Source organism: Pseudogulbenkiania sp. AW2-16 (genome assembly GCF_056824575.1).
On sequence record NZ_CP157668.1, the window covers coordinates 432541 to 455175 of the forward strand.

At 66.5% G+C, this 22635-nt stretch carries 17 protein-coding genes; 8 read left to right on the top strand and 9 right to left on the bottom strand.

Annotated elements, in window-relative coordinates; translation table 11 throughout:
- The first annotated feature begins 3 nt into the window (after positions 1-3).
- From ABKF58_RS02085 to ABKF58_RS02100, 4 genes are read left to right on the top strand one after another with little or no spacing between them, the layout of a single operon-like run.
- Entirely contained in the window at positions 4-771 is a 768-nt protein-coding gene (locus tag ABKF58_RS02085; protein ID WP_482583232.1) for an ABC transporter permease, read from the top strand.
- 11 nt (positions 772-782) lie between these two features.
- The gene (locus tag ABKF58_RS02090; protein WP_482583233.1) at positions 783-1580 is read left to right on the top strand and encodes an ABC transporter ATP-binding protein; all 798 of its coding nucleotides are present in this window, start codon (positions 783-785) and stop codon (positions 1578-1580) included.
- A gap of 19 nt (positions 1581-1599) precedes the next feature.
- Positions 1600-3474 (top strand): sensor histidine kinase, encoded by a 1875-nt coding sequence (locus tag ABKF58_RS02095; protein WP_482583234.1) that lies wholly within the window; start codon positions 1600-1602, stop codon positions 3472-3474.
- Positions 3471-4814, top strand: coding sequence for a sigma-54-dependent transcriptional regulator (locus ABKF58_RS02100; RefSeq protein ID WP_482583235.1), 1344 nt, complete (start codon positions 3471-3473; stop codon positions 4812-4814). Before ABKF58_RS02095 ends, ABKF58_RS02100 begins: the two co-directional genes overlap by 4 nt.
- Positions 4815-4855: 41 nt before the next feature.
- On the opposite strand, the gene ABKF58_RS02105 is transcribed toward ABKF58_RS02100, so the two are convergent.
- A complete protein-coding gene (locus tag ABKF58_RS02105) occupies positions 4856-5755 on the bottom strand; it encodes a LysR family transcriptional regulator (RefSeq protein ID WP_482583236.1) in 900 nt (299 codons plus the stop codon).
- Positions 5756-5939: 184 nt separating this feature from the next.
- Here ABKF58_RS02105 and ABKF58_RS02110 point away from each other — a divergent pair, with 184 nt between their 5' ends.
- Positions 5940-7160 carry an alpha-hydroxy acid oxidase gene (locus tag ABKF58_RS02110; RefSeq protein WP_482583237.1) on the top strand — a complete coding sequence of 407 codons (1221 nt, stop codon included), beginning with the start codon at positions 5940-5942 and terminating at the stop codon, positions 7158-7160.
- A gap of 77 nt (positions 7161-7237) precedes the next feature.
- On the opposite strand, the gene ABKF58_RS02115 is transcribed toward ABKF58_RS02110, so the two are convergent.
- The 6 genes from ABKF58_RS02115 to ABKF58_RS02140 form a co-directional block, all read right to left on the bottom strand.
- Complete coding sequence (locus ABKF58_RS02115; RefSeq protein WP_482583238.1) at positions 7238-8731, bottom strand: CoA-acylating methylmalonate-semialdehyde dehydrogenase; 1494 nt, start codon at positions 8729-8731, stop codon at positions 7238-7240.
- A gap of 119 nt (positions 8732-8850) precedes the next feature.
- Positions 8851-9144, bottom strand: a complete 294-nt coding sequence (locus ABKF58_RS02120) for a cupin domain-containing protein (RefSeq protein WP_482583239.1) — start codon at positions 9142-9144, stop codon at positions 8851-8853.
- A 1-nt stretch (position 9145) separates the two neighbouring features.
- A complete protein-coding gene (gene aptA, locus ABKF58_RS02125; RefSeq protein ID WP_482583240.1) occupies positions 9146-10426 on the bottom strand; it encodes an omega-aminotransferase AptA in 1281 nt (426 codons plus the stop codon).
- A 375-nt stretch (positions 10427-10801) separates the two neighbouring features.
- Positions 10802-11812 carry a cytochrome d ubiquinol oxidase subunit II gene (locus ABKF58_RS02130; protein ID WP_482583241.1) on the bottom strand — a complete coding sequence of 337 codons (1011 nt, stop codon included), beginning with the start codon at positions 11810-11812 and terminating at the stop codon, positions 10802-10804.
- Complete coding sequence (locus ABKF58_RS02135) at positions 11809-13155, bottom strand: cytochrome ubiquinol oxidase subunit I (RefSeq protein ID WP_482583242.1); 1347 nt, start codon at positions 13153-13155, stop codon at positions 11809-11811. Before ABKF58_RS02135 ends, ABKF58_RS02130 begins: the two co-directional genes overlap by 4 nt.
- Positions 13156-13158: 3 nt before the next feature.
- On the bottom strand, positions 13159-13728 hold the full coding sequence (locus tag ABKF58_RS02140) for a GbsR/MarR family transcriptional regulator (RefSeq protein ID WP_482583243.1): 570 nt from the start codon (positions 13726-13728) through the stop codon (positions 13159-13161).
- A gap of 212 nt (positions 13729-13940) precedes the next feature.
- Between ABKF58_RS02140 and mutS the strand changes: the two genes are divergently transcribed.
- Both mutS and ABKF58_RS02150 read left to right on the top strand, forming a co-directional pair.
- Positions 13941-16487, top strand: coding sequence for a DNA mismatch repair protein MutS (mutS, locus tag ABKF58_RS02145; RefSeq protein ID WP_482583244.1), 2547 nt, complete (start codon positions 13941-13943; stop codon positions 16485-16487).
- 68 nt (positions 16488-16555) lie between these two features.
- Positions 16556-16990, top strand: coding sequence for a hypothetical protein (locus ABKF58_RS02150; RefSeq protein WP_008953386.1), 435 nt, complete (start codon positions 16556-16558; stop codon positions 16988-16990).
- A 72-nt stretch (positions 16991-17062) separates the two neighbouring features.
- Here the strand turns inward: ABKF58_RS02150 and aceK are convergent, their stop codons facing one another.
- Both aceK and ABKF58_RS02160 read right to left on the bottom strand, forming a co-directional pair.
- A complete protein-coding gene (gene aceK / locus ABKF58_RS02155; RefSeq protein ID WP_482583245.1) occupies positions 17063-18865 on the bottom strand; it encodes a bifunctional isocitrate dehydrogenase kinase/phosphatase in 1803 nt (600 codons plus the stop codon).
- An 85-nt stretch (positions 18866-18950) separates the two neighbouring features.
- Positions 18951-19628: a pseudouridine synthase gene (locus tag ABKF58_RS02160; RefSeq protein WP_482583246.1), complete on the bottom strand. Its 678-nt coding sequence runs from the start codon at positions 19626-19628 to the stop codon at positions 18951-18953.
- A gap of 522 nt (positions 19629-20150) precedes the next feature.
- Here ABKF58_RS02160 and ABKF58_RS02165 point away from each other — a divergent pair.
- Complete coding sequence (locus ABKF58_RS02165; RefSeq protein ID WP_482583247.1) at positions 20151-22388, top strand: NADP-dependent isocitrate dehydrogenase; 2238 nt, start codon at positions 20151-20153, stop codon at positions 22386-22388.
- Positions 22389-22635 lie beyond the last annotated feature (247 nt).

The window sequence follows — 22635 nt, forward strand, 5'->3', positions numbered from 1 at the left end:
ATCATGCAACAACACCTGAAATCCTTCGTGCGCGGCGCCATCGTCCCCGTGGTCGTGCTGCTGGTCTGGGAGGCCTGCGCCCGCGCCGGCCTGGTTTCACCCATCGTGCTGCCGGCGCCCTCGGCGGTGGCCGCCAAGTGGTGGGAAGCACTGCTGTCCGGCGAGCTGGTGCACGACTCCATCGCCAGCCTGTACCGCGTGGTGGTGGGCTTTGTGGTCGGTGCCGCGCTAGCGCTGCCGCTGGGCCTGACCATGGGCTCGAGCCCGCGTCTCTACGGCCTGTTCAACCCCATGCTGCAGCTGTTGCGGCCGATCCCGCCGATCGCCTACATCCCGCTCGCCATCCTCTGGTTCGGCCTCGGCAACCCGCCGTCGGTGTTCCTGATCGCCATCGGCGCCTTCTTCCCGGTATTGATGAACACCATCTCCGGGGTGCGCCACGTCGACGGCATCTACCTGCGCGCGGCGCGCAACCTGGGCGTGGGGCGGCTGGCGCTGTTCACTCGCGTGATGCTGCCGGCGGCGACGCCCTACATCCTGACCGGCGTGCGCATCGGCATCGGTACCGCCTTCATCGTGGTGATCGTGTCCGAGATGATCGCGGTCAACGACGGCCTGGGCTACCGCATCCTGGAAGCGCGCGAGTTCATGTGGTCGGACAAGATCATCGCCGGCATGATCACCATCGGCCTGCTGGGGCTAGCGCTCGACAGCGCGATGAACGCGCTCAATAACCACCTGCTGCGCTGGCACCGCGGCCTGGAACACTGAGGAACACCACCATGCAAAACCCGCAAATCGTCGTCAGCGACGTCCAGAAAGTCTTTCGCACCCAGGAACGCGACGTGGTGGCGCTGAAGGACATCAACCTCACCATCAAGCAGGGCGAGTTCGTCTGCCTGCTGGGGCCGTCCGGCTGTGGCAAGTCCACCCTGCTCAACGCCATCGCCGGCTTCTCGCTGCCCTCCTCCGGCTCGATCCGGGTAGACGGCCAGGCAGTCACCGCGCCGGGGCCGGAGCGCGGCATGGTGTTCCAGGAGTACGCGCTGTTCCCGTGGATGACCGTGGCGCAAAACGTCGCCTTCGGGCTGGAGGTCAAGGGCATGAGCAAGGGCGCCATGGCGGAGCGTGTCGACACCTTGCTCGACAAGCTGCACCTGAAGGACTTTCGCAACCGCTTCCCCAAGGATCTGTCCGGCGGCATGCGCCAGCGCGTGGCGATCGCCCGGGTGCTGGCGATGGATTCGCCGATCATGCTGATGGACGAGCCGTTCGGCGCGCTCGACGCGCTCACCCGGCGCAACCTGCAGGACGAGCTCTTGCGCATCTGGGCCGAGTTCGGCAAGACCATCATCTTCGTCACCCACAGCATCGAGGAGTCGATCTACCTGGCCGACCGCATCGTGGTGATGACCTACCGTCCGGGCACGATCAAGCGCGATCAGCGCGTCACCATGCCGCGCCCGCGCGATCCGTCTTCCGCCGAGTTCAACGAGCTCAAGCGCGAGCTGGGGAGCCTGGTGATGGAGGAGCAGCAGCGCCACGCCGCGGCGGAGATGAAGCTGGCCGCCGTGGATTGATTGCCGCACAATCCACGGCATGCCAGCCCTGTCGCTTCCCTCCGCCCCGCCCATCCTGAACCGGCCCCGCCATCGCACCGTGCTCACGGCGCTGGCGGGGCTGGCGCTGTGCGCGCTGGTGGCGCTGACGGCCTACACCCTGCTGCTGCGCGGCCAGCTGGCGGCGCAGCGCCAGGCCAACGCCCAGCGTCTGGGCGCCTACGCCCTCAGCCTGGACAACCTGCTCGCCCGCCACGAGGCCCTGCCCTACGTGCTGAGCCTGGACGGGCGGCTGGCCGAGCTGCTGGCGCAGCCGGGCGATGCGGCGCTGACGGCCCAGGTGAACCACTACCTCGAAGGGGTGCAGCAGCGCGCCGGGGTGGCGCAGGCCTTCCTGCTCGACCGCAGCGGCCGCACCCTGGCCTCGTCCAACTGGCACTCGCCGCTGAGCCTGGTCGGCAACTCCTACGCCTACCGCCCCTACTTCCAGGACGCCATCAACGGGCGGCCGAGCCGCTTTTACGGCATCGGCAGCACCACCCGCGAGCCCGGGGTGTTTCTGGCCGCCCCGCTGCCCAGCCCGACCGGGCCGATCGGCGTGGTGGTGGTCAAGGTCAAGCTCGACAGCATCGAACGCGCCTGGCAGGCCAGCGGCGACCACCTCGCCCTGGCCGACCGCGACGGTGTGCTGTTTCTCGCCACCGAGTCCGCCTGGCAATATCACACCCTCGCCCCCTTGCCGCCCGCGGTACGCCACCGGCTACATGCCGAGCGCCAGTACGGCGACTACCCCCTGCCACCGCTCGCCGCCGACACCGCCCTGCGCGGCCACGGCGAGCAGCGGCGCCTGCCGCTGGGGAACGGCCGGCGCGAGCTGCTGGTGCAGTCCCATCCTGCCGGCCTGCTGGGCTGGCGCGTGCTGCTGTTCAGCGAGTTGGCCGAAGCGCGCCAGAGCGCCGCCGGCGGCGCTGCCGCGCTGGGTTTCGCCACCGCCTTCGTGCTGGCGCTGACGGTGTATTGGCAGCAGCGCCGGCGCCGCCTGGCGGAACGGCGCGCGGCCCAGGCCGAGCTGCGCCGCGTCGAGGCCGGGCTCGAGGCGCGTATCGTCGAGCGCACCGCCGCACTGCAGGCCGCCAACACCATGCTGGGACAGCGCGTGGACGAACTCAAGCGCACCGAAAGCATCCTGCGCGAGACGCGCGACAGCGCGGTACAGGCCGGCAAGCTGGCGGTGTTGGGGCAGATGGCCGCCGGGGTCACCCATGAACTGAACCAGCCGCTCGCCGCGCTCAACACCCTGTCCGACAACGCCGTGAAGCTGATCGAACTGGCGCGCTACGACGAGGCGCGCGACAACCTCACCCTGATCGGCCAGCTCACCGGCCGCCTCGGCCGCATCCTCGGCCAGCTCAAGTCGTTCGCGCGCCAGGCGCCGGCCGATACCGCCGCGGTGCACGTGGCGCAGGCGGTGGAGCACGCCTGCCTGATCGTCGAGCCGCGCCGGCGCGAACTCGATGCGGTGATCGCGACCGACATCGCCCCGGAACTGCAGGCCTGGGCCGACGTGGTGCGGCTGGAACAAGTACTGGTGAACCTGCTGCGCAACGGGCTCGACGCCATGGCCGGCCAGGCCGCGCCGCGCCTCGAACTCCACGCCGTGCGTCACGGCACGCGGTTGCGGCTGACGGTGCGCGACCACGGCCCCGGCCTGCCGGCCGAGGCGCTGGAGCGGCTATTCGAACCCTTCTACACCACCAAGCCGGCGGGCCAGGGGCTGGGCCTCGGCCTGGCCATCTCGCTGGCCATCGTCGAGAGCTTCGGCGGCACGCTCACCGCCGGCAACGCCGACGGTGCCGGCGCCGTGTTCCGGCTCGACCTGCCGGCGGCCCCCACTTCAGGAGAACCCCTCTCATGACCGACCTCTCGCTGCCGGTGTTCCTGGTCGAAGACGACCCGGTGGTGCGCCACGGCTGCGCCCAGGCGCTGCGGCTGGCGGGCTTTGCCGTGACCGACTTCGGCGACGCCGAGAGCGCGCTGGCAGCGCTCGAACAGGCCTCGCCCGGTGCGCTGGTGAGCGACGTGCGCCTGCCTGGACAAGACGGCCTGGCGCTGCTGCAACAGGCACGCCGCCTCGATCCGGAATTGCCGGTGATCCTGATCACCGGCCACGGCGACGTCACGCTGGCGGTGCAGGCGATGCGCGAAGGCGCCTACGATTTCATCGAAAAGCCCTTCCCATCCGAGCGGCTCGCCGACGTGACGGGACGGGCACTGGAGAAGCGCGCGCTGCAGCAGGAAAACCGCCGCCTGCGCGAGCAGTTGCAGGCGGGCGGCGACTCCCCGCTGATCGGCCAGACCCCGGCGATGCAGAATCTGCGCCGGCTGGTGAGCGCGCTGGCCCCCACCGGGGTCGACATCCTGCTCAACGGCGAGACCGGCTGCGGCAAGGAGGTGGTGGCACGCGCCATCCATGCCGCCAGCGGCCGGCGCGGCCGCTTCGTCGCGCTCAACTGCGGCGCGCTGCCGGAGAGCGTGTTCGAGAGCGAGATCTTCGGCCATGAGAGCGGCGCCTTCACCGGTGCCGCCAAGCGCCGCATCGGCAAGTTCGAGCTGGCGCACGGCGGTACGCTGTTTCTCGACGAGATCGAGAGCATGCCGCTCACGCTGCAGGTCAAGCTGCTGCGGGCGCTGCAGGAACGCACCATCGAGCGCCTGGGCGGCAACGAAGCGATCCCAGTGGAATGCCGGGTGATTGCCGCCAGCAAGGCCGACCTCAAGGCCGAATCCGACGCCGGACGGTTCCGTAGCGACATGTACTACCGCCTCAACGTGGCGCGCCTCGACCTGCCACCGTTGCGCGAGCGCAATGCCGACATCCCGCTCCTGATGGCGTATTTCCTGCAGCAGGCCGCGACCCGCTTCAACCGCCCGCTGCCGGAGTGGAGCGCGGCCGATCTGGCGCGCTGGCAGCGCCACGATTGGCCGGGCAACGTACGCGAGCTGCGCAACATCGCCGAACGCTACTGCCTGGGCCTGGGCGACGGCCTGGAGGCGGAGATGGCACCCGCTGCGGCAGGCGGCGAGGTCTCGCTCGCCGCCGTGGTGGAGGCGGCGGAGAAAGCCTGCATCGAGACCGCGCTCAGCCGCAGCGGCGGCCAGGTGATCAAGGCCGCCGAGCTGTTACAGCTGCCGCGCAAAACGCTGTACGACAAGCTGCACCGCCACGGTCTCGACCCGGAGCGATATCGCCGCTGATCCGGCGCCATCCTCGAAACAGGCACCGCACCCACCGCCGCTCAGAACAGCCCGCTGGTCGCCGAGAAATCGGCGACGCGGCTTACCATGTCGCGCAGCTTCAGCACCACCAGGCGGGTGTCGTCCCGCCGCGACTGGAAGGTGTAGTGGAGTGGGGCCAGCGCCGGCTGACTCTCCAGGATGCACAGCTGGCCACGCCGCGACAGGGCATGCGCCCACCCCTCCGGCAGAAAGCCGATCCCAACACCGTCGACCAGCATCCCCGCCACCGCCCCCCAGCCATTGCAGGTCAGCCGTCGCTCAATCTCGACCGGCTGGGTGCCGAGCCAATCGTCCAGCAGGCGTGTCGTGCCGGCGCCGAGGTGCAGGGTGATCAGCGGCTGGGCGCAGAGCAGCTCGGCACTCAGCACCCGGCTCGCCCCCACCAGGGCGGGAGACACCACCCACAGGAAATGGGCCTGGCCCACCGGCTGCGACAGCACGGTGCTGCGCGACGAGCGTCCCGCCACCACCGCGAAGTCCAGCTCCCCGTCGCTGACGCGTTGTTCCAGCACGGTGCCGATGTCGACGTAGGGCTCCAGCACCAGGCGGGGAAACGCCTCGCGGGCCTGCGCCAGCAGGCTGGGCAACCACGTCAGCGCTGCCAGCTCGCCCACACCAAAACGGCAGCGCCCGGTCAACCCGCTGTCCTTGCCCAGCGCAAGCACCAGCCGTTCGGCGGACTGCAGCACCTCGGCGGCATGAGGCAGCAGGCGGGCCCCGGCCGGGGTCAGCACGGCGCGATGGCCGCTACGATCGAACAGGCTCTCGCCAAGCGATTGCTCCAGCTCCGCGATACGTTTCGACAGCGAAGAGAGCGACAGATGCAGCCGTTCCGCCGCGACGGCGAAGCTGGCGCAGGTCGCGGCACAGAAGAAGGCGTCGAGTTGCTTCAGGGTCATGGAGGGGAAAGGCGAGGGTTGGAGATGGAAAAATATATCAAAAAAGCGAACAAACAATCTGAAATTTATTCGCTTTATTGAATCAACGGGATTGTCTAGTCTGGCTCCTGACAACCTTGCCGCGTCAGGCCGGCGTCGCGCCGGAACGCGGCGCCACCGAGTGCAACCGGAGTCCCCGACCACCATGACACACACCCCTACCCTCTCCCTGCCCGAATGCCGCGCGACGGCCAGCGCGCCCGCCCGGCTGCCGCGCTCCTTGCGCGGCGTGCTGGCCCTGGATGACTTCGAGGCGCTGGCCAGACAGCGTCTGCCACGTCCCATCTTCGGCTACGTCGCCGGCGCGGCAGAAGACAATGCCTCGCTGCAGGATAACCGCGCCGCCTTTGGCGATTACGGTTTCCAGACCCGGGCGCTGGTCGACGTGTCGCAACGCAATCAGAGCGTGGAACTGTTCGGCCGCCACTATGCCGCGCCGTTCGGCGTCGCCCCGATGGGGATCAGCGCGCTGTCGGCCTATCGCGGCGACATCGTGCTGGCCCGCGCCGCTCAGGCGGCCAATATCCCCGCCATCCTCAGCGGCACCTCGCTGATCCCCCTGGAGGAGGTCATCGAGCAGGCGCCGGGCACCTGGTTCCAGGCTTATCTGCCGGGCGATCCGGCACGCATCGATGCCCTGGTGCAGCGCGTGGCGCGGGCCGGGGTAGAAACGCTGGTGCTGACCGTGGACATACCGGTTTCGGCCAACCGTGAAAACAACGTACGCAACGGCTTCTCCACCCCCTTGCGCCCCAGTCTGGCGCTGGCGTACCAGGGGCTGACGCATCCGCGCTGGCTGCTGGGGGTGCTGCTGCGCACCCTGCTGAAGCACGGCATGCCGCACTTCGAAAACTCGTTTGCCACGCGCGGCGCGCCGATCATCTCCGCCAGCGTGCTGCGCGACTTCTCGGCGCGCGACCACCTGAGCTGGCCCCACTTCGAGCGCATCCGCCGCCAGTGGAAGGGGGCGCTGATCATCAAGGGCATCTTGAGCGCGGAGGATGCGCGGCAAGCACGGCTGCACGGGGCTGACGGCATCATCGTCTCCAACCACGGCGGCCGGCAGCTGGACGGCGCCGTCTCCCCGCTGCGCGTGCTGCCGGCCATCGTCGACGTGGCGCAGGACATGAGCGTGATGATGGACAGCGGCGTGCGCCGCGGCAGCGATGTCTTGAAAGCCCTGGCGCTGGGTGCACGCTGCGTGTTCGTCGGCCGTCCGTTCAACTACGCGGCGGCCGTGGCCGGCGAGGCCGGGGTGGCGCATGCCTTCCGCCTGCTCTACGACGAGGTCGATCGCAATATGGCGATGCTGGGTGTCAACAGCTGCGCGGACCTGCACGCCGGCCTGCTGCACAGGAAGGCTTAGCCCCGCCTTCACCCCTCAAGCCGGCAAAAAAGAAGCCCAACCGAGGTTGGGCTTATCAAGTTCACACCGTGTGGGTCTTACAAACTGGGGAAGGCGAACTGCGACGCCTCGTGGCTGGCGCGTTGCGGCCAGCGCTGGGTGATCGCCTTGCGCCGGGTGTAAAAGCGCACCCCGTCCGGGCCGTAGGCGTGCAGGTCGCCGAACAGCGAGCGCTTCCAGCCGCCGAAGCTGTGGTAGGCCACCGGCACCGGCAGCGGCACGTTGATGCCGACCATGCCGACTTCGATCAGGTCGGCGAACAGCCGCGCCGCCTCGCCGTCGCGGGTGAAGATGCAGGTGCCGTTGCCGTATTCGTGGGCGTTGATCAGGGCGATGGCCTCTTCCAGGCTGTTGACGCGCACCACGCACAGCACCGGGCCGAAGATTTCTTCCTGGTAGATGCGCATCTCCGGGGTGACGCGGTCGAACAGCGTGCCACCGAGGAAGTAGCCATTTTCATGGCCGGCGACGCGATAGCCGCGACCGTCCACCACCAGTTGCGCACCGGCCGCCACGCCGTCGTCGATGTAACCCACCACCTTGTCGCGGGCCGCGGCGGTGACCAGCGGGCCCATGTCCAAGCCGCAGGTGGTGCCGGCGCCGATCTTCAGCGCCTGGATCTGCGGGGTGAGCTTGGCGATCAGCGCGTCGGCCACCTGGTCGCCGACGCACACCGCCACCGAGATCGCCATGCAGCGTTCGCCGCAGGAGCCGTAGGCGGCGCCCATCAGCGCGTTCACGGCGTTGTCCAAGTCGGCATCCGGCATCAGCACGGCGTGGTTCTTGGCGCCGCCCAGGGCCTGCACGCGCTTGCCGCGCTTGGTCCCTTCGGCGTAGATGTATTCGGCGATCGGGGTGGAGCCGACAAAGCTGAGTGCCTTCACCTCCGGCGCCTCGATCAGCGCGTCCACCGCTTCCTTGTCGCCGTGCACCACGTTGAGCACGCCCTTGGGCAGGCCGGCTTCGTGCAGCAGTTGGGCGATCAGCAGGGTGGAGCTGGGGTCGCGCTCGGACGGCTTGAGGATGAAGGTGTTGCCGCAGGCGATGGCGAGCGGGTACATCCACAGCGGCACCATGGCCGGGAAGTTGAACGGGGTGATGCCGGCCACCACGCCGAGCGGCTGGAAGTCGCTCCAGGCGTCGATGTTGGGACCGACGTTGCGGTTGTACTCGCCCTTGAGCAGTTCCGGCACGCCGCAGGCGTACTCGACGTTCTCGATGCCACGCTTCAGTTCGCCGGCGGCGTCTTCCAGGGTCTTGCCGTGTTCTTCACTGATGAGCTGGGCGATGCGCGCTTCGTTGGCTTCCAACAGTTGCTTGAAGCGGAACATCACCTGCGCGCGCTTGGCCGGCGGGGTATTGCGCCAGGCCGGGTAGGCGGCCTGGGCGGCGGCGATGGCCTGCTGCACGGTGGCGACGTCGGCCAGCGGCAATTGGCGGATGGCCTCCCCGGTGGAGGGGTTGAATACCGCTGTGGTGCGGCTGCCGCCCGCGCTCAGTTCGCCGTTGATCAGATGATTGAGGATGCTCATGGTCGGTTTCTATCTCGCTAAATAGGGTCGGGACGGGGCGTGCGCAGCCCCTCTCCCTTTGGCCTCTCGCTGCCGGAGAGGACGTTGTTCCATGCTGGCCCTGCTGCCAGCCGACGCGCTCACCGTGGCTTGAGTTCGATCTCGATGAACGCGACTTCGTGCGCGCAGGGGTTGATCACGTTGTGCTCGGTGCCGATCTGGCGGGTGTAGCTCTGGCCCGGAACCAGCGCCGCACGCCGCTCGCCATCGGGCGTTTGCAGCAGCAACTCGCCGTGGGTGATCGGCACCACGACGTATTCCATGCCGTGGCGGTGGTAGCCGGTTTCGGCACCGGGGGCAAAGCGCCACTCGGTCACCACCACCTTGTCGTTGTCGATCTGCACCGTGGGCACAGCCTGGGGACGCGCCGTCATCTCAGGCCACCTCGTTGAGGGCTTCGCCCACGGCGTCGAACAGGCGGTCGAGCTCGGCCGGGGTGCTGGTGAACGGAGGGCCGAACTGCAGGCAGTCGCCGCCGTAGCGCACGTAGAAGCCTTTTTTCCACAACTTCATCGCCGCCTCGAACGGGCGCACGATGGCGTCGCCGTCGCGTGGGGCGAGCTGGATCGCGCCCGCCAGGCCGCAGTTGCGGATGTCCACCACGTGCTGGCTGCCCTTGACGCCGTGGATGGCGTTCTCGAAGTGCGGCGCCAGTTCGGCGACGCGCGCCACCAGGTTTTCGCGCTCCAGGATGTCGAGCGCGGCCAGCCCGGCGGCGCAGGCCACCGGGTGCGCCGAGTAGGTGTAGCCCTGGGTGAACTCCACCGCGTACTCGGGGATGTTCTGGTTCATGAAGGTGTTGTAGATCTCGTTGCTCGCCACCACCGCGCCCATCGGCACGGCGCCGTTGGTGAGCTGCTTGGCGAGGTTCATGATGTCCGGCACCACGCCGAAATAGTCCGCCCCGAACAGCGAACCGGTGCGGCCGAAACCGGTGATCACCTCGTCGAAGATCAGCAGGATGTTGTGCTGGTCGCAGATCTGGCGCAGGCGCTGCAGGTAGCCCGCCGGCGGCACGATCACGCCGGCCGAGCCCGCCATCGGCTCGACGATGACGGCGGCGATGTTGGAAGCGTCGTGCAGCTCGATCAGGCGCAGCAGGTCGTCGGCCAGTTCGATGCCGTGCTCGGGCAGGCCGCGGCTGAAGGCGTTCTGCGGCAGCAGCGTGTGCGGCAGGTGGTCGACGTCGAGCAGCTGGCCGTAGGCCTTGCGGTTGCCGTTGATGCCGCCCAAGCTGGTGCCGGCGATGTTGACGCCGTGGTAGCCGCGCGCGCGGCCGATCAGCTTGGTCTTGCTGGCCTGCCCTTTCAGGCGCCAGTAGGCGCGCGCCATCTTCACCGCGGTGTCGGCGCACTCCGAGCCGGAGTTGGTGAAGAACACGTGGTCGAGGCCCGCTGGAGTCATGCTGGCGATCTTTTCGGCCAACCTGAACGACAGCGGGTGGCCGAACTGGAACGCCGGGGAGTAGTCCAGCGTGCCGAGCTGCTGGTACACCGCCTCGGCGATCTCCTTGCGGGCATGGCCGGCGCCGCAGCACCACAGGCTCGACAGGCTGTCGAAGATCTGGCGGCCATCGGCATCGGTCAGGTAGTTGCCGCTGGCGGCGACGATCAGGCGCGGGTCGCGTTGGAAATTGCGGTTGGCGGTGAACGGCATCCAGTGCGCACGCAGATCGAGACCGGCGGCGACAGGCGGAACGGCAGGCTGGGGGAATTCATGGCACGGCTCCCGAAACGGTAAAGTGGCACAGGAAGTGGAAGAAGCGGTGCCTAGCTTGCACCAAGCTGCAAGGCGAGTTAAATCACATTCTTCTTATGTTAAGTTTCGATTTTACTCACCCATCAGCAAGACACACTCCCTCGCCCGGGTCAGCGATGTCGACCTCCGCCTGTTGCGCCTGTTCAAGACCGTGCTGGAATGCGGCAGCCTCTCCGCCGCCGTGACACGCCAGGGACGCCGCCCCAACCTGCTCCTGGAGCGATTGCTCGAGGAGCAGGTTGGGACGTCCCAAGCCCCCGCCCGCGGCCCCGTTCACGAGTAGCTCAAGCCCTCCGCCTTGCCCCAGAACACGCGGTAGGCGTACACGGTATAGCCGATGATGGTGGGCAACACCACCGCCGCCCCCCACAGGATCACGCGCAGCGCCTCGGGACTCGAGGCCGCCTGCCAGATGGTGAGGCGACCGATAACGATGTCGGGGAACACGCTGTAGGCCAGGCCCCAGAACGACAGCAGCACGATGCCCACGGTGGCGGCAAACGGCAGCCAGCACAGGGTGTCGTTGCCGGCGGCTTGGCGCCGTGCCAGCCGCGGCAGGCTCAGGGCGAGCAGCACAAACAGCGCCAGCGTCCCCAGCGGCAGCGGCAACAGCAGCAGGAAATCGGGCAGCACGAACCACTTGGCGGCAATGTGCTGGCTGGCCAGCGGGGTCGCAATGGACACCACCAGCACCGCCAGCCCGGTACCGTACAGCGCGCGCCGGGCCCAGCCGATGGCACGCGCCTGCAGCGCCCCCTGGGTTTTCATGATCAGCCAGCCGGCGCCCAGCAGAGCGTAGGCCGCCGCCAGGCCGACCCCGGCCAGCAGCGCGAAGCCCCACGCCATGGCACCCGGGGCGAAGCCGGTGAGGTAGCGCCCCAGCATCACGCCCTGGCTCAGCGCCGCCAGCAGCGAACCGGCGGCGAAGGCGGCGTTCCACCACGGCTGATGCGGGTCGCGCGCCTTGACGCGGAAGTCGAAGGCCACGCCGCGCAGGATCAGCCCGAGCAGCATCAGCGCCACCGGCAGGTAGAGTTCACCCAGGATGATGCCGTGCGCCAGCGGGAAGGCCACCAGCAGCAGCCCCACGCCCAACACCAGCCAGGTCTCGTTGGCATCCCAGAACGGGCCGATGCTGGCGATCATGGTGTCGCGCTCGGCCTTGGAACCCAGCGGCAGCAGGATGCCCACCCCCAGGTCGTAGCCGTCCAGGATCACGTAGGCCAACAGCGAGATCGCCATCAGGCCGGCGAATACCACCGGCAACCACAGTTCCGCGTTCATGCTTGTTCTCCTGCCAGGTTGGCCGAAAGCGGGAGCTCATCGTGCTTGCCCGCCTTGCGCGCCAGATAGAACACCACCGAGACGTAACTCGCCAACAGCACCAGATACAGCGCCAGGTACATCAGCAAGGTGGAGATGATCATGCCGCCCGGTACCGTCGAGGCGGCGTCGGCGGTGCTGAGCACCCCGGTCACCAGCCAGGGCTGACGCCCGATCTCGGTGACGTACCAGCCCGCCAGCGTCGCCAGCCAGCCGGAGAAGGTCATGGCAGTGAGCAGCGTGACGGTCCAGCCCGCCGGCTCGCCACGGCGCCGCAGCTGCCAGGCCGCGAGCCACGCCGTCGCCAGCATCAGCACGCCGACCGCCACCATCGCGCGGAAGCTCCAGAACACCTTGCCCACCGGCGGGTGCCGGCCGGCGAACTCGTTCAAACCGCGGATCTCGCCGTCCGGCTGGTGCGTGATGATCAGGCTCGCCAGCTTGGGGATGCCGATCTGGTAGCGGTTGGACTGGCTCGCCTCGTCCGGCAGCGCGAACAGCAACAGCGGCGCGCCGGGCTCGGTGTGCCATACCCCTTCCATCGCCGCGAGCTTGGCCGGCTGGTGATGGAAGGTGTTCAGGCCATGGGCGTCGCCGGCGAGGATCTGCAGCGGAATCAGCAGCGCCGCCAGATAGACGCCGGTCGTGAGGCTGTGGCGCACCGCCAGCCCCCGATCGCCGCGCCCCCAGCGGTAGGCCGACAGCCCCGCCACCAGGAACGCCACGGTGAGGCCCGAGGCCAGCAGCATGTGGATCAGGCGGTACGGCATCGACGGGTTGAAGATCACTGCCAGCCAGCTGGTGACATGGGCCTGGCCGTTCACCATGGTGAAGCCGGCCGGGGTCTGCATCCAGGAGTTGAGCGCGATGATCCAGAACGCCGACACCGTGGTGCCGAACGCCACCAGGAAGGTGGCCAGGGTGTGCATGCGGTTGGACACACGCGAGCGGCCGAACAGCATGATGCCGAGGAAGGTCGCCTCCAGAAAGAACGCGGTCAGCACCTCGTAGGCCAAGAGCGGCCCGGCGATATTGCCGACGGTGCGCATGTAGCCCGGCCAGTTGGTGCCGAACTGGAAACTCATGGTGATGCCGGACACCACCCCGACCGCGAAGGTCAGCGCGAACACCTTGACCCAGAAGCCGTAGGCCTCCATCCAGGCCTCGTCGCGCGTGGCGTTGAAGCGCCATTTGAAGAACAGCAGCACCCAGCCCATGGCGATGCTGATGGTCGGAAACAGGATGTGGAAACTGATGTTGGCGCCGAACTGGATCCGGGCCAGGGTAACGGGATCGAACTCCATGACTCACTCCTCCTTGCCGCCGTCGCGGCCGGCCAGCCGGCCTAGGCTCTGGGTGAACTGCAGCACCTTCTGCACCTGCGCCCCCAGCTTCATCAGCCGTTGCAGGGTCTCGACGTCCATGTCGCGGATGTCGGCGAACCATTTCGTCACCAGCTCGATGAGCTGGTACATCTCCTTCATGCGCGCCTGGGCGTGGCGCTCTTCCTCGCTGCCCGGCCGCTCCAGGATCGCCCCGCGCAGCATGGTCAGGGTCGGCTCCACCTCGCGCTTCTGGCGCTCTTCGGCCAAGGTCTTGAAGATCGCCCAAACGTCGTCCGGCGTGGAAAAGTACTCGCGCCGGTCACTGGGCAGGTGTTGCAGTTTGACCAGGCGCCAGGCCTGCAGCTCCTTCAGCGCCATGCTGGTATTGGAGCGGGAGCAACCGATGGCCTCGACGATGTCGTCGGCGTTGAGTGGCTTGGGCGAGACGTACAGCAGGGCATAGATCTGGCCGACGGTGCGGTTGATGCCCCAGTGGCTGCCCATCTCGCCGAAATGCAGCACGAAGGATTGGGTCAGGGGTGGCAGGTTCATCTTTCTCCAATTTTCAGTAATTTCTGAAAGTTTGATATGAATCATAGACCCACGTTATTTTTCTTGCAAGCCGCCCCGTCTGCGGCTAGATGTCGCACCCGACCACCCGGGCCATCTCCCTTCGGAGCACCGCGGCAACTGCGGTAGAATGCCCGCTTTTACCCGTCGGACGGCCCCGCAGGTCGTCTGCTCCTGATTTCCACGGACTCGGCATGACCACACCCCAGCACACCCCGATGATGCAGCAGTACCTCGCCATCAAACGCGAGCACCAGGACAAACTGGTGTTCTACCGCATGGGCGACTTCTACGAACTGTTCTTCGAGGACGCCGAAAAGGCGGCGCGACTGCTGGACATCACCCTGACCACGCGCGGCGCCACGGCCGGTATCCCGATCAAGATGGCGGGCGTGCCCTACCATGCCGCCGAGGGCTACCTGGCGCGGCTGGTGAAGCTCGGCGAATCGGTGGCCATCGCCGAGCAGATCGGCGACCCGGCGCTCGCCAAGGGCCCGGTGGAGCGCAAGGTGGTGCGCATCGTCACCCCGGGCACGCTGACCGACTCGGCGCTGCTCGACGACAAGCGCGACAACCTGGTGCTGGCGCTCAACAGCGTGCGCGGCAAGCTGGGGCTCGCCTGGCTGTCGCTGGCGAGCGGCGAATTCAAGGTGATGGAAACCAGCGTCGACGAGCTGGCAAGCGAACTGGAACGCTTGAAGCCGGCCGAGCTGCTGCTGCCGGACGAGAGCGAGGTCGGGCTGCTGGAGCAGCTCTCGATCCCGAAGAAGAAGCTGCCGGCCTGGCAGTTCGATCAGCAGTCCGGGCAAGAGACGCTGATCCGCCACTTCGGCACGCGCGACCTGGCCGGCTTCGGCGCCGAAGAGCTGACCGTGGCGATCGGCGCCGCCGGCGCCCTGCTGGGCTACGTCAAGGCCACCCAGGGAGTGAACCCGGCGCACATCGCCAGCCTGGCGGTGGAGGACGAGAGCGACCTGATCCGCATGGACGCCGCCACCCGCCGCAACCTGGAACTGACCGAAACCATCCGCGGCGAACCCTCGCCCACCCTGGGCTCGCTGCTCGACTGCTGTGCTACCAGCATGGGCAGCCGGCAGCTAGCGCACTGGCTGCACCATCCGCTGCGCCGCCACGGCAAGATCCGCGAGCGCCTCGGCGCGGTGCGCGCGCTGCTGGCGCGCCACGGCGAGGTCGCCGAGCAACTCGCCGAGGTGGCCGACATCGAGCGCATCACCGCGCGCGTGGCGCTGCGCTCGGCACGCCCACGCGACCTCGCCGCCTTGCGCGACTCGCTCAAGGCGCTGACCGGGGTGAAAGGGTTGGCCGAACAACTCGACAGCCCGCTGCTGCGCCAGTTGGCCGTGCTGCTGCCGGCCGACAGCCCGGTGGCCACGCTGCTGGCGAGCGCCATCCTGCCCGAACCCGCCACCTTCCTGCGCGACGGCGGCGTGATCAACCACGGCTTTTCGGCCAACCTGGACGAACTGCGGGCGATCCAGACCAACTGCGGCGAATTCCTGCTGCAACTGGAAGCGCGCGAGAAGGAGCGCACCGGCATCCCCTCGCTGAAAGTCGAATTCAACCGCGTGCACGGCTTCTACATCGAGGTCAGCAAGGCGCAGGGCGACAAGGTGCCGGACGACTACCGCCGGCGCCAGACGCTGAAGAACGCCGAGCGCTACATCACGCCGGAACTGAAGGAATTCGAGGACAAGGCGCTGTCGGCCAACGACCGCGCACTGGCGCTGGAAAAACAGCTCTACGAGACGCTGCTCGACGAGCTGGCACCGCACATCGCCGAACTGCAGCTGATCGCCCAGGCGGTGGCCACGCTCGACGTGCTGGCCGCCTTCGCCCGCCATGCCGAGAGCCGCAACTACGTCGAACCGGAATTCGTCGACGAGGTGCGCCTCGAGATCATCGAGGGTCGCCACCCGGTGGTCGAAGCCGAGGTCGAGCGCTTCATCGCCAACGACTCCTGCCTGTCCGACAGCCGCAAGCTGCTGCTGATCACCGGCCCGAACATGGGCGGTAAATCGACCTACATGCGCCAGACCGCGCTGATCACGCTCTTGGCCCACGTCGGCTCGTTCGTGCCGGCCGACTCCGCCGTGCTCGGCCCGATCGACCGCATTTTCACCCGCATCGGCGCCTCCGACGACCTGGCCGGCGGCCGCTCCACCTTCATGGTGGAAATGACCGAGACCGCCAACATCCTCAACAACGCCAGCGACAAGTCGCTGGTGCTGATGGACGAGGTCGGGCGCGGCACCTCCACCTTCGACGGCCTGGCGCTGGCCTGGGCCATCGCCAAGGCGCTGATCGAGAAGAACCGCGCCTACACCCTGTTCGCCACCCACTACTTCGAGCTAACGCGGCTCGCCAGCGACTACCCCGGCGTCGCCAACGTGCACCTCTCCGCCATCGAGCACAAGGACAAGATCGTGTTCCTGCACCACGTCGAGGACGGCCCGGCGAGCCAGAGCTACGGCCTCGCCGTGGCGCAGCTGGCCGGCGTGCCGGGCAAGGTGATCCGCGAGGCGCGGCGGCGTCTCGCCGAGCTGGAAAACCAGTCCGCCGCGACGCAGCAGCCGGACCTGTTTGCGGCACCGCTGCCCACCGCCGCCGTCGAGCCGGAACCGCACCCGGCGCTGGAACGGCTGGCCGAACTGCAACCCGATGAACTGACCCCGCGCCAGGCGCTCGACCTGCTCTACGCCTTGAAAACGATGCTGAATTAGGTCTGCAAATCAGGCGCCGTTGCCTACAATGAAAACCGGATACACCACTTGTAAAGGAGAGCGACATAATGCAGTCGGAAAGTGCTGTGGCAAACCCGGGGTTGGCCAGACTGTTCGGCGAGGCGGACTCAGGCTCGGCGGTTTCGCTGGCCGGTATCCGTGAACGGGCCAACAAACAATTATCCCGATTTGTCGCCCTGGCACAGCAGCAGCTGGCCCAACGAACCATTACCATCCCGCCTGCGCTCAGTCTGGTAGGGCAGGACGGCGAACTGGTGCTGGAAAGTCAGCACCCGCAAGCCGAGGCGATCCGGGAATGGCTCAAGGGCAATAGCGAGATCGTCAAGAAGTTCAAAGAAGTGGAAGTACTGTTTGAAATCGTGCGGGCGGCAGAACACCCGGGGGTTGTTTTCCCGGAAACGTCGCGCTTCCATGTCGGCCTCACCAGCGCCGGGCCGGTTGCCTACTTCGAAGACAGCAGCGCTCCCCTCTTGAATCACTAAGCCATTCGACCACCCACAGCCAGCGAAGGGGACGGCACGCCGCCCCCTTCGCTCTTTCCGCTCACCCGGCGCTCACACCGCGGCAGCCTGGACCGGCTCGACACGCATGCGGCGCGGCGCCAAGCCGGCAGCAAAGCGGTTGACGAAGCGCATCTCCAGCGGATACGGGTAGAAGTCCTCGATGTAGCCGTCGCGGATGCGCTGCTGGCGGGTCTGCCAGAAGCCGGCGTCGAGCAGATCCCGGTGATACTGCAGGAACACCTTCCTGACCTCGGCGTCGCCCAGCAGGAAGGTGGCGAACTCCTCCGGGAACACGTCGCCCTTGGCCACCGGGTACCACACCTCGCCCGACATCTCCATCTCGGGATTGGGCGCCTCCGGGATGCGGCGGAAGTGGCAGTCGGTCATGTACTCGATCTCGTCGTAATCGTAGAAGATCACCCGGCCGTAGCGCGTCACGCCGAAGTTCTTGAACAGCATGTCGCCGGGGAAGATGTTGGCCGAAGCCAGCTCGCGGATGGCGTTGCCGTAGTCGCGCACCGCCTCGGCCTTCTCCTCCGGCGAGGCGTTCTGCAGGTAGAGGTTGAGCGGCTTCATGCGGCGTTCGATGTAGACGTGCTTGATGACAATGCTCTGCTCGTCCTCCTCGATCTGCGACGGCGCCAGCTGGTGCAACTCGCGCAGCAGTTCCTCGGTGAAGCGCGCCTTGGGAAACGCCACGTTGGAAAATTCCAGGGTATCCGCCATGCGCCCCACCCGGTCGTGGCGCTTCACCAGACGGTACTTGGCGCGCACCGTGTCGTGATCGACTTCCTTGGTAATCCCGAACACGTCCTTGATCAGCTTGAACACGTAAGGGTAAGACGGCAGCGTGAACACCAGCATCACCAGGCCGCGGATGCCCGGCGCCACGATGAACTGGTCGTTGGAATGCTGCAGGTGCTGGATGAAGTCGCGATAGAAGATGTTCTTGCCCTGCTTCTGCAAGCCCAGCATGGTATAGAGCTCGGCCTTGCTCTTGGTTGGCAACATCGAGCGCAGGAACTGCACGTAGCCCGACGGCACCGCCATGTCGACCAGGAAGTAGGCCCGGCTGAACGAGAACAGCACGCCGATACGCCAGGGCTCGAGCAGCACGGTATCGAGGTAGAGCTTGCCGTCGGCATCGTGCAGCACCGGCACCGCGAATGGATAGTTGGAATTACCGTTCACCACCTTGCCGAAGATGTAGGCGGTCTTGTTGCGGTAGAACGCCGACGACAGGACCTGGATCTGGAAATTGGCCTCGGGCTTCGGCCAACGTCCCTGCAGCTCATCGCGCGCCATGCGCAGCACGTAGCCCAGGTCGCGGCGCAGGCTGGCGAACGGCCGCTTCCAGCCGAAATCCCGCACGATCTGGCGCAGCACCGGGCGCAGGCCGTACTGCAGCGGATAGTAGCTGCGGTAGGACGGCGGGTCGGCCTCGATGTACTCGGTGGAAATCGCCGGCCGCACGAAGATGAAATCGTTGTTGAAGTAGTCGCGGTGCAGAATGCGCGTGAACACCGAGTTGAAGAAGGTCTCGGCGCACTCCGGCTGCTTGTGGTTGGTCAACAGGCCGATGAAGTACAGCTTGGCCTGCTGCCAGATTTCGTCGTCCAGCAACTCGGCGTGGAAAACCGTATGCAGCCGCGCCACCGTCTCGCTGACGCGCTCGTCGTAGAACTGGATACGGTCGCGGATGGCCTGCTGCACCCCCTGCCAGTCCCCCTCCTCGAACAGCACCTTGGCCTGGTGGTTGCACTCGCTGAACAGCCGGTAGTGCTTGTCGAAACCCTCGATCAGCGCCAGGGCAATGTCACGCGCGACGGGGTTGTAGTATTCGGGTATCTGCATACGCTCGCCTTTTGCTGCGCAGGCCGCGCCTCGTGCGGCCAACGTCAATCACCAGTCTGCCGGCCATGGCGAACGTACGGGAGCCCTAGGACTTCTTGGCAAACCGGAAGCGCGGCGCCGCACGGCGGGCAGGCGCCGGTTCGGCGGCCTGCCGCCCCGGCTGCTGCACGGGCGCCTTGCCGACGGGTTTAGCATGCCCCGCACGCGGCAAATCGGCAAGCGACACCTCCAGCTGGCGGAACTCACCCGGCTGCAGTCCATCGAGCCGCCACGGCCCGACCGCCACCCGCACCAGCCGCAGCGTCGGCAACCCCACCTTGGCGGTCATGCGCCGCACCTGCCGGTTTTTGCCCTCGCTGATGATGATTTCCAGCCACGTGTCGGGCACCGTCTTGCGAAAGCGCACCGGCGGCTTGCGTTCCCACAGCTGCGGAGGCTCGGAGAGCAGGCGCACCTCGGCCGGCTGGGTGATGAAATCGCCCAGGTTCACCCCGGCGCGCAACGCCTCGAGCTGCTCCTCGGACGGCGTCCCCTCCACCTGCACCCAGTACGTCTTGGGCTGCTTCCAGCGCGGGTCGCTGATGCGGTGCTGCAGCTCGCCATCGCCAGTCAGCAGCAACAAGCCCTCGCTGTCGGTATCCAGCCGCCCGGCCGGGTACACCCCGGGAATGTCGATATGGTCTTTCAGCGTGGGGTGCAGCTCGTGCTGCGAGAACTGGCAAATCACGCCGTAAGGCTTGTTGAACAGGATCAGTTGGGGCATGGCGGCACACCGGTAAAAACACAGGAATGCGCGAATGATAACAAGCGCGGCAGGTGCCGGGCAGTGACTGTTCGCACCCGAACCGGAGCACAGCGCCCGAATGGGTGAGCTGACGGCACACCCCTGTTTTCGTTTATTCACATTCCGGCGAGTCGGCGCGCACCAGACGCCCCACCCTGTTTACAGCGCAAAACGAGGCCTCTTAACAGAAAATTGCCGCGAATTAATGAAAATTCCTGCCATTTTTCTAAAGACGACATTTTCAATTTTGTGCCGAATACGGGACAGCTTCCACCCAAACAACCGTTTGAACACCGAATCCACACAGAAAGCGACATCAAAGTTCGGATACGCAACAGAACAGAGCGCTATAATTCGCTTTTGAAAAGCCCCCGAGAGCCTACGGACGACCACCGCAACCCGGCACCGCGTCCGCCTTTCCGCTGCCTTTCGTCGCGCCGGCACCCTCACCCGCCCGGCCGCGCTACGCTCTGACGTCGTAATAATCATGGAGATAGAGTAATGCCTTCGGAACGCCCGACCATCATCTACACACTCACCGACGAAGCGCCCGCGCTGGCAACCAGCGCCTTCCTGCCGATCATCCAAACCTTTACCGGCCCGGCCGGCATCAATATCGATACCGCTGACATCTCGGTGGCCGCGCGCGTTCTGGCCGAGTTTCCCGATTATCTGACCGACGAACAAAAGGTGCCGGACACGCTGGCCGAACTGGGCCGCCTCACGCAGGATCCCGACACCAACATCATCAAGCTGCCCAACATCAGCGCCTCCGTGTCCCAGCTGATGGCCTGCATCAAGGAACTGCAATCCAAGGGCTACGCCCTCCCCGACTACCCGGAAAACCCGAGCAGCGAGGAAGAAAAGGCGCTCAAGGCCCGCTACGCCAAGTGCCTGGGCTCCGCCGTGAACCCGGTGTTGCGCGAAGGCAACTCCGACCGCCGCGCCCCGGCCGCGGTCAAGAACTACGCCAAGAAGCACCCGCACTCCATGGGCGAATGGAAGCAGTGGTCGCAGACCCACGTATCGCACATGGAGCACGGCGACTTCTACCACGGCGAAAAGTCCATCACCCTAGATCGCGCCCGTGACGTGAAGATGGAGCTCGTCACCAAGAGCGGCCAGAGCATCGTCTTGAAGCCGAAGGTTGCGCTGCAGGACGGCGAAATCATCGACTCCATGTTCATGAGCAAGAAGGCGCTGTGCGAGTTCTACGAGAAGGAATTGGAAGACTGCCGTCAGTCCGGCATCCTGTTCTCGCTGCACGTAAAGGCCACCATGATGAAGGTGTCGCACCCGATCGTGTTCGGCCACTGCGTGAAGATCTACTACAAGGAAGCCTTCGAGAAGCACGGCAAGCTGTTCGACGAACTGGGCATCAACGTCAACAACGGCATGGCGACCCTGTACGAGAAGATCGAGACCCTGCCGGCCTCCAAGCGCGAAGAGATCATCCGCGACCTGCACGCCTGCCAGGAACACCGTCCGCGCTTGGCCATGGTGGACTCCGCCAAGGGCATCACCAACTTCCACTCGCCGAACGACATCATCGTCGACGCCTCCATGCCCGCCATGATCCGTAATGGCGGCAAGATGTGGGGCGCTGACGGCAAACCGTACGATGCCAAGGCCGTGATGCCGGAATCGACCTTCGCCCGCATCTACCAAGAGATGATCAACTTCTGCAAGTGGCACGGCAACTTCGATCCGAAGACCATGGGCACCGTGCCGAACGTCGGCCTGATGGCGCAGAAGGCCGAAGAATACGGCTCGCACGACAAGACCTTCGAAATCGCCGAAGACGGCGTGGCCAACATCGTCGACCTCGCCACCGGCGAAGTGCTGCTGTCGCAGAACGTGGAAGCTGGCGACATCTGGCGCATGTGCCAGGTGAAGGACGCGCCGATCCGCGACTGGGTCAAGCTCGCCGTCACCCGCGCCCGCAACTCCGGCATGCCGGCGGTGTTCTGGCTGGACCCGTACCGTCCGCACGAAGCCGAGCTGATCAAGAAGGTTGAAACCTACCTGAAGGATTACGACCTCACCGGCCTCGAAATCCACCACATGTCGCAAGTGCGCGCCATGCGCTTCACCCTCGAACGCGTCGCTCGCGGCCTCGACACCATCTCGGTCACCGGCAACATCCTGCGCGACTACCTGACCGACCTGTTCCCGATCATGGAACTGGGCACCTCGGCCAAGATGCTGTCCATCGTGCCGCTGATGGCGGGCGGCGGCATGTACGAAACCGGCGCCGGCGGCTCCGCGCCGAAGCACGTACAACAGCTTCTGGAAGAAAACCACCTGCGTTGGGATTCGCTGGGCGAGTTCCTGGCCCTGGCCGTATCCCTGGAAGAGCTGGGCATCAAGACCGGCAACGACAAGGCCAAGATTCTCGCCAAGACGCTGGACGAGGCCACCGGCAAGCTGCTCGACAACGACAAGTCTCCGTCGCGCCGCACCGGAGAGCTCGACAACCGTGGCAGCCAGTTCTACCTCGCCATGTACTGGGCGCAGGCGCTGGCCGAGCAGAGCGCCGACAAGGAACTGCAGGCTCACTTCGCACCGCTCGCCAAGGCACTGGCCGACAACGAGCAGACCATCCTCGACGAGCTGAAGGCCGTGCAGGGCAAGCCCGCCGACATCGGCGGCTACTACCTGGCCGACGCCGAGAAGTGCAAGGCGGTGATGCGCCCGAGCGCCACCCTCAACGCCGCCCTGGCCGCCACGCTCGCCTGAGCAGCATGACCAGGAAGCTCGCTTCGCGAGCCTTCCGCCAAGACCAAACGCCAGGGCTCCCCTGGCGTTTTTTTCATGCCGCTCAATTGAGGACAATCATGTCCCGCCAAGCGTGTGCTCGGCTACAATAAGCGCTACATACATCGGGAAATCGGGTAGTTGTCCCGGCGTGCATCTCCGTTGAGCTAACCAGCAAGAGTAGCCAGCACCGCTCCCGCAGTGCAGAACGGCGAAGGCACCGGGAAAT

Excerpts from the sequence above, each read along its gene's own strand:
- ABKF58_RS02085 (WP_482583232.1), top strand. The coding sequence starts at position 4 with ATGCAACAACACCTGAAATCCTTCGTGCGCGGCGCCATCGTCCCCGTG.
- ABKF58_RS02090 (WP_482583233.1), top strand. The coding sequence starts at position 783 with ATGCAAAACCCGCAAATCGTCGTCAGCGACGTCCAGAAAGTCTTTCGC.
- ABKF58_RS02095 (WP_482583234.1), top strand. The coding sequence starts at position 1,600 with ATGCCAGCCCTGTCGCTTCCCTCCGCCCCGCCCATCCTGAACCGGCCC.
- ABKF58_RS02100 (WP_482583235.1), top strand. The coding sequence starts at position 3,471 with ATGACCGACCTCTCGCTGCCGGTGTTCCTGGTCGAAGACGACCCGGTG.
- ABKF58_RS02105 (WP_482583236.1), bottom strand. The coding sequence starts at position 5,755 with ATGACCCTGAAGCAACTCGACGCCTTCTTCTGTGCCGCGACCTGCGCC.
- ABKF58_RS02110 (WP_482583237.1), top strand. The coding sequence starts at position 5,940 with ATGACACACACCCCTACCCTCTCCCTGCCCGAATGCCGCGCGACGGCC.
- ABKF58_RS02115 (WP_482583238.1), bottom strand. The coding sequence starts at position 8,731 with ATGAGCATCCTCAATCATCTGATCAACGGCGAACTGAGCGCGGGCGGC.
- ABKF58_RS02120 (WP_482583239.1), bottom strand. The coding sequence starts at position 9,144 with ATGACGGCGCGTCCCCAGGCTGTGCCCACGGTGCAGATCGACAACGAC.
- aptA (WP_482583240.1), bottom strand. The coding sequence starts at position 10,426 with ATGCCGTTCACCGCCAACCGCAATTTCCAACGCGACCCGCGCCTGATC.
- ABKF58_RS02130 (WP_482583241.1), bottom strand. The coding sequence starts at position 11,812 with ATGAACGCGGAACTGTGGTTGCCGGTGGTATTCGCCGGCCTGATGGCG.
- ABKF58_RS02135 (WP_482583242.1), bottom strand. The coding sequence starts at position 13,155 with ATGGAGTTCGATCCCGTTACCCTGGCCCGGATCCAGTTCGGCGCCAAC.
- ABKF58_RS02140 (WP_482583243.1), bottom strand. The coding sequence starts at position 13,728 with ATGAACCTGCCACCCCTGACCCAATCCTTCGTGCTGCATTTCGGCGAG.
- mutS (WP_482583244.1), top strand. The coding sequence starts at position 13,941 with ATGACCACACCCCAGCACACCCCGATGATGCAGCAGTACCTCGCCATC.
- ABKF58_RS02150 (WP_008953386.1), top strand. The coding sequence starts at position 16,556 with ATGCAGTCGGAAAGTGCTGTGGCAAACCCGGGGTTGGCCAGACTGTTC.
- aceK (WP_482583245.1), bottom strand. The coding sequence starts at position 18,865 with ATGCAGATACCCGAATACTACAACCCCGTCGCGCGTGACATTGCCCTG.
- ABKF58_RS02160 (WP_482583246.1), bottom strand. The coding sequence starts at position 19,628 with ATGCCCCAACTGATCCTGTTCAACAAGCCTTACGGCGTGATTTGCCAG.
- ABKF58_RS02165 (WP_482583247.1), top strand. The coding sequence starts at position 20,151 with ATGCCTTCGGAACGCCCGACCATCATCTACACACTCACCGACGAAGCG.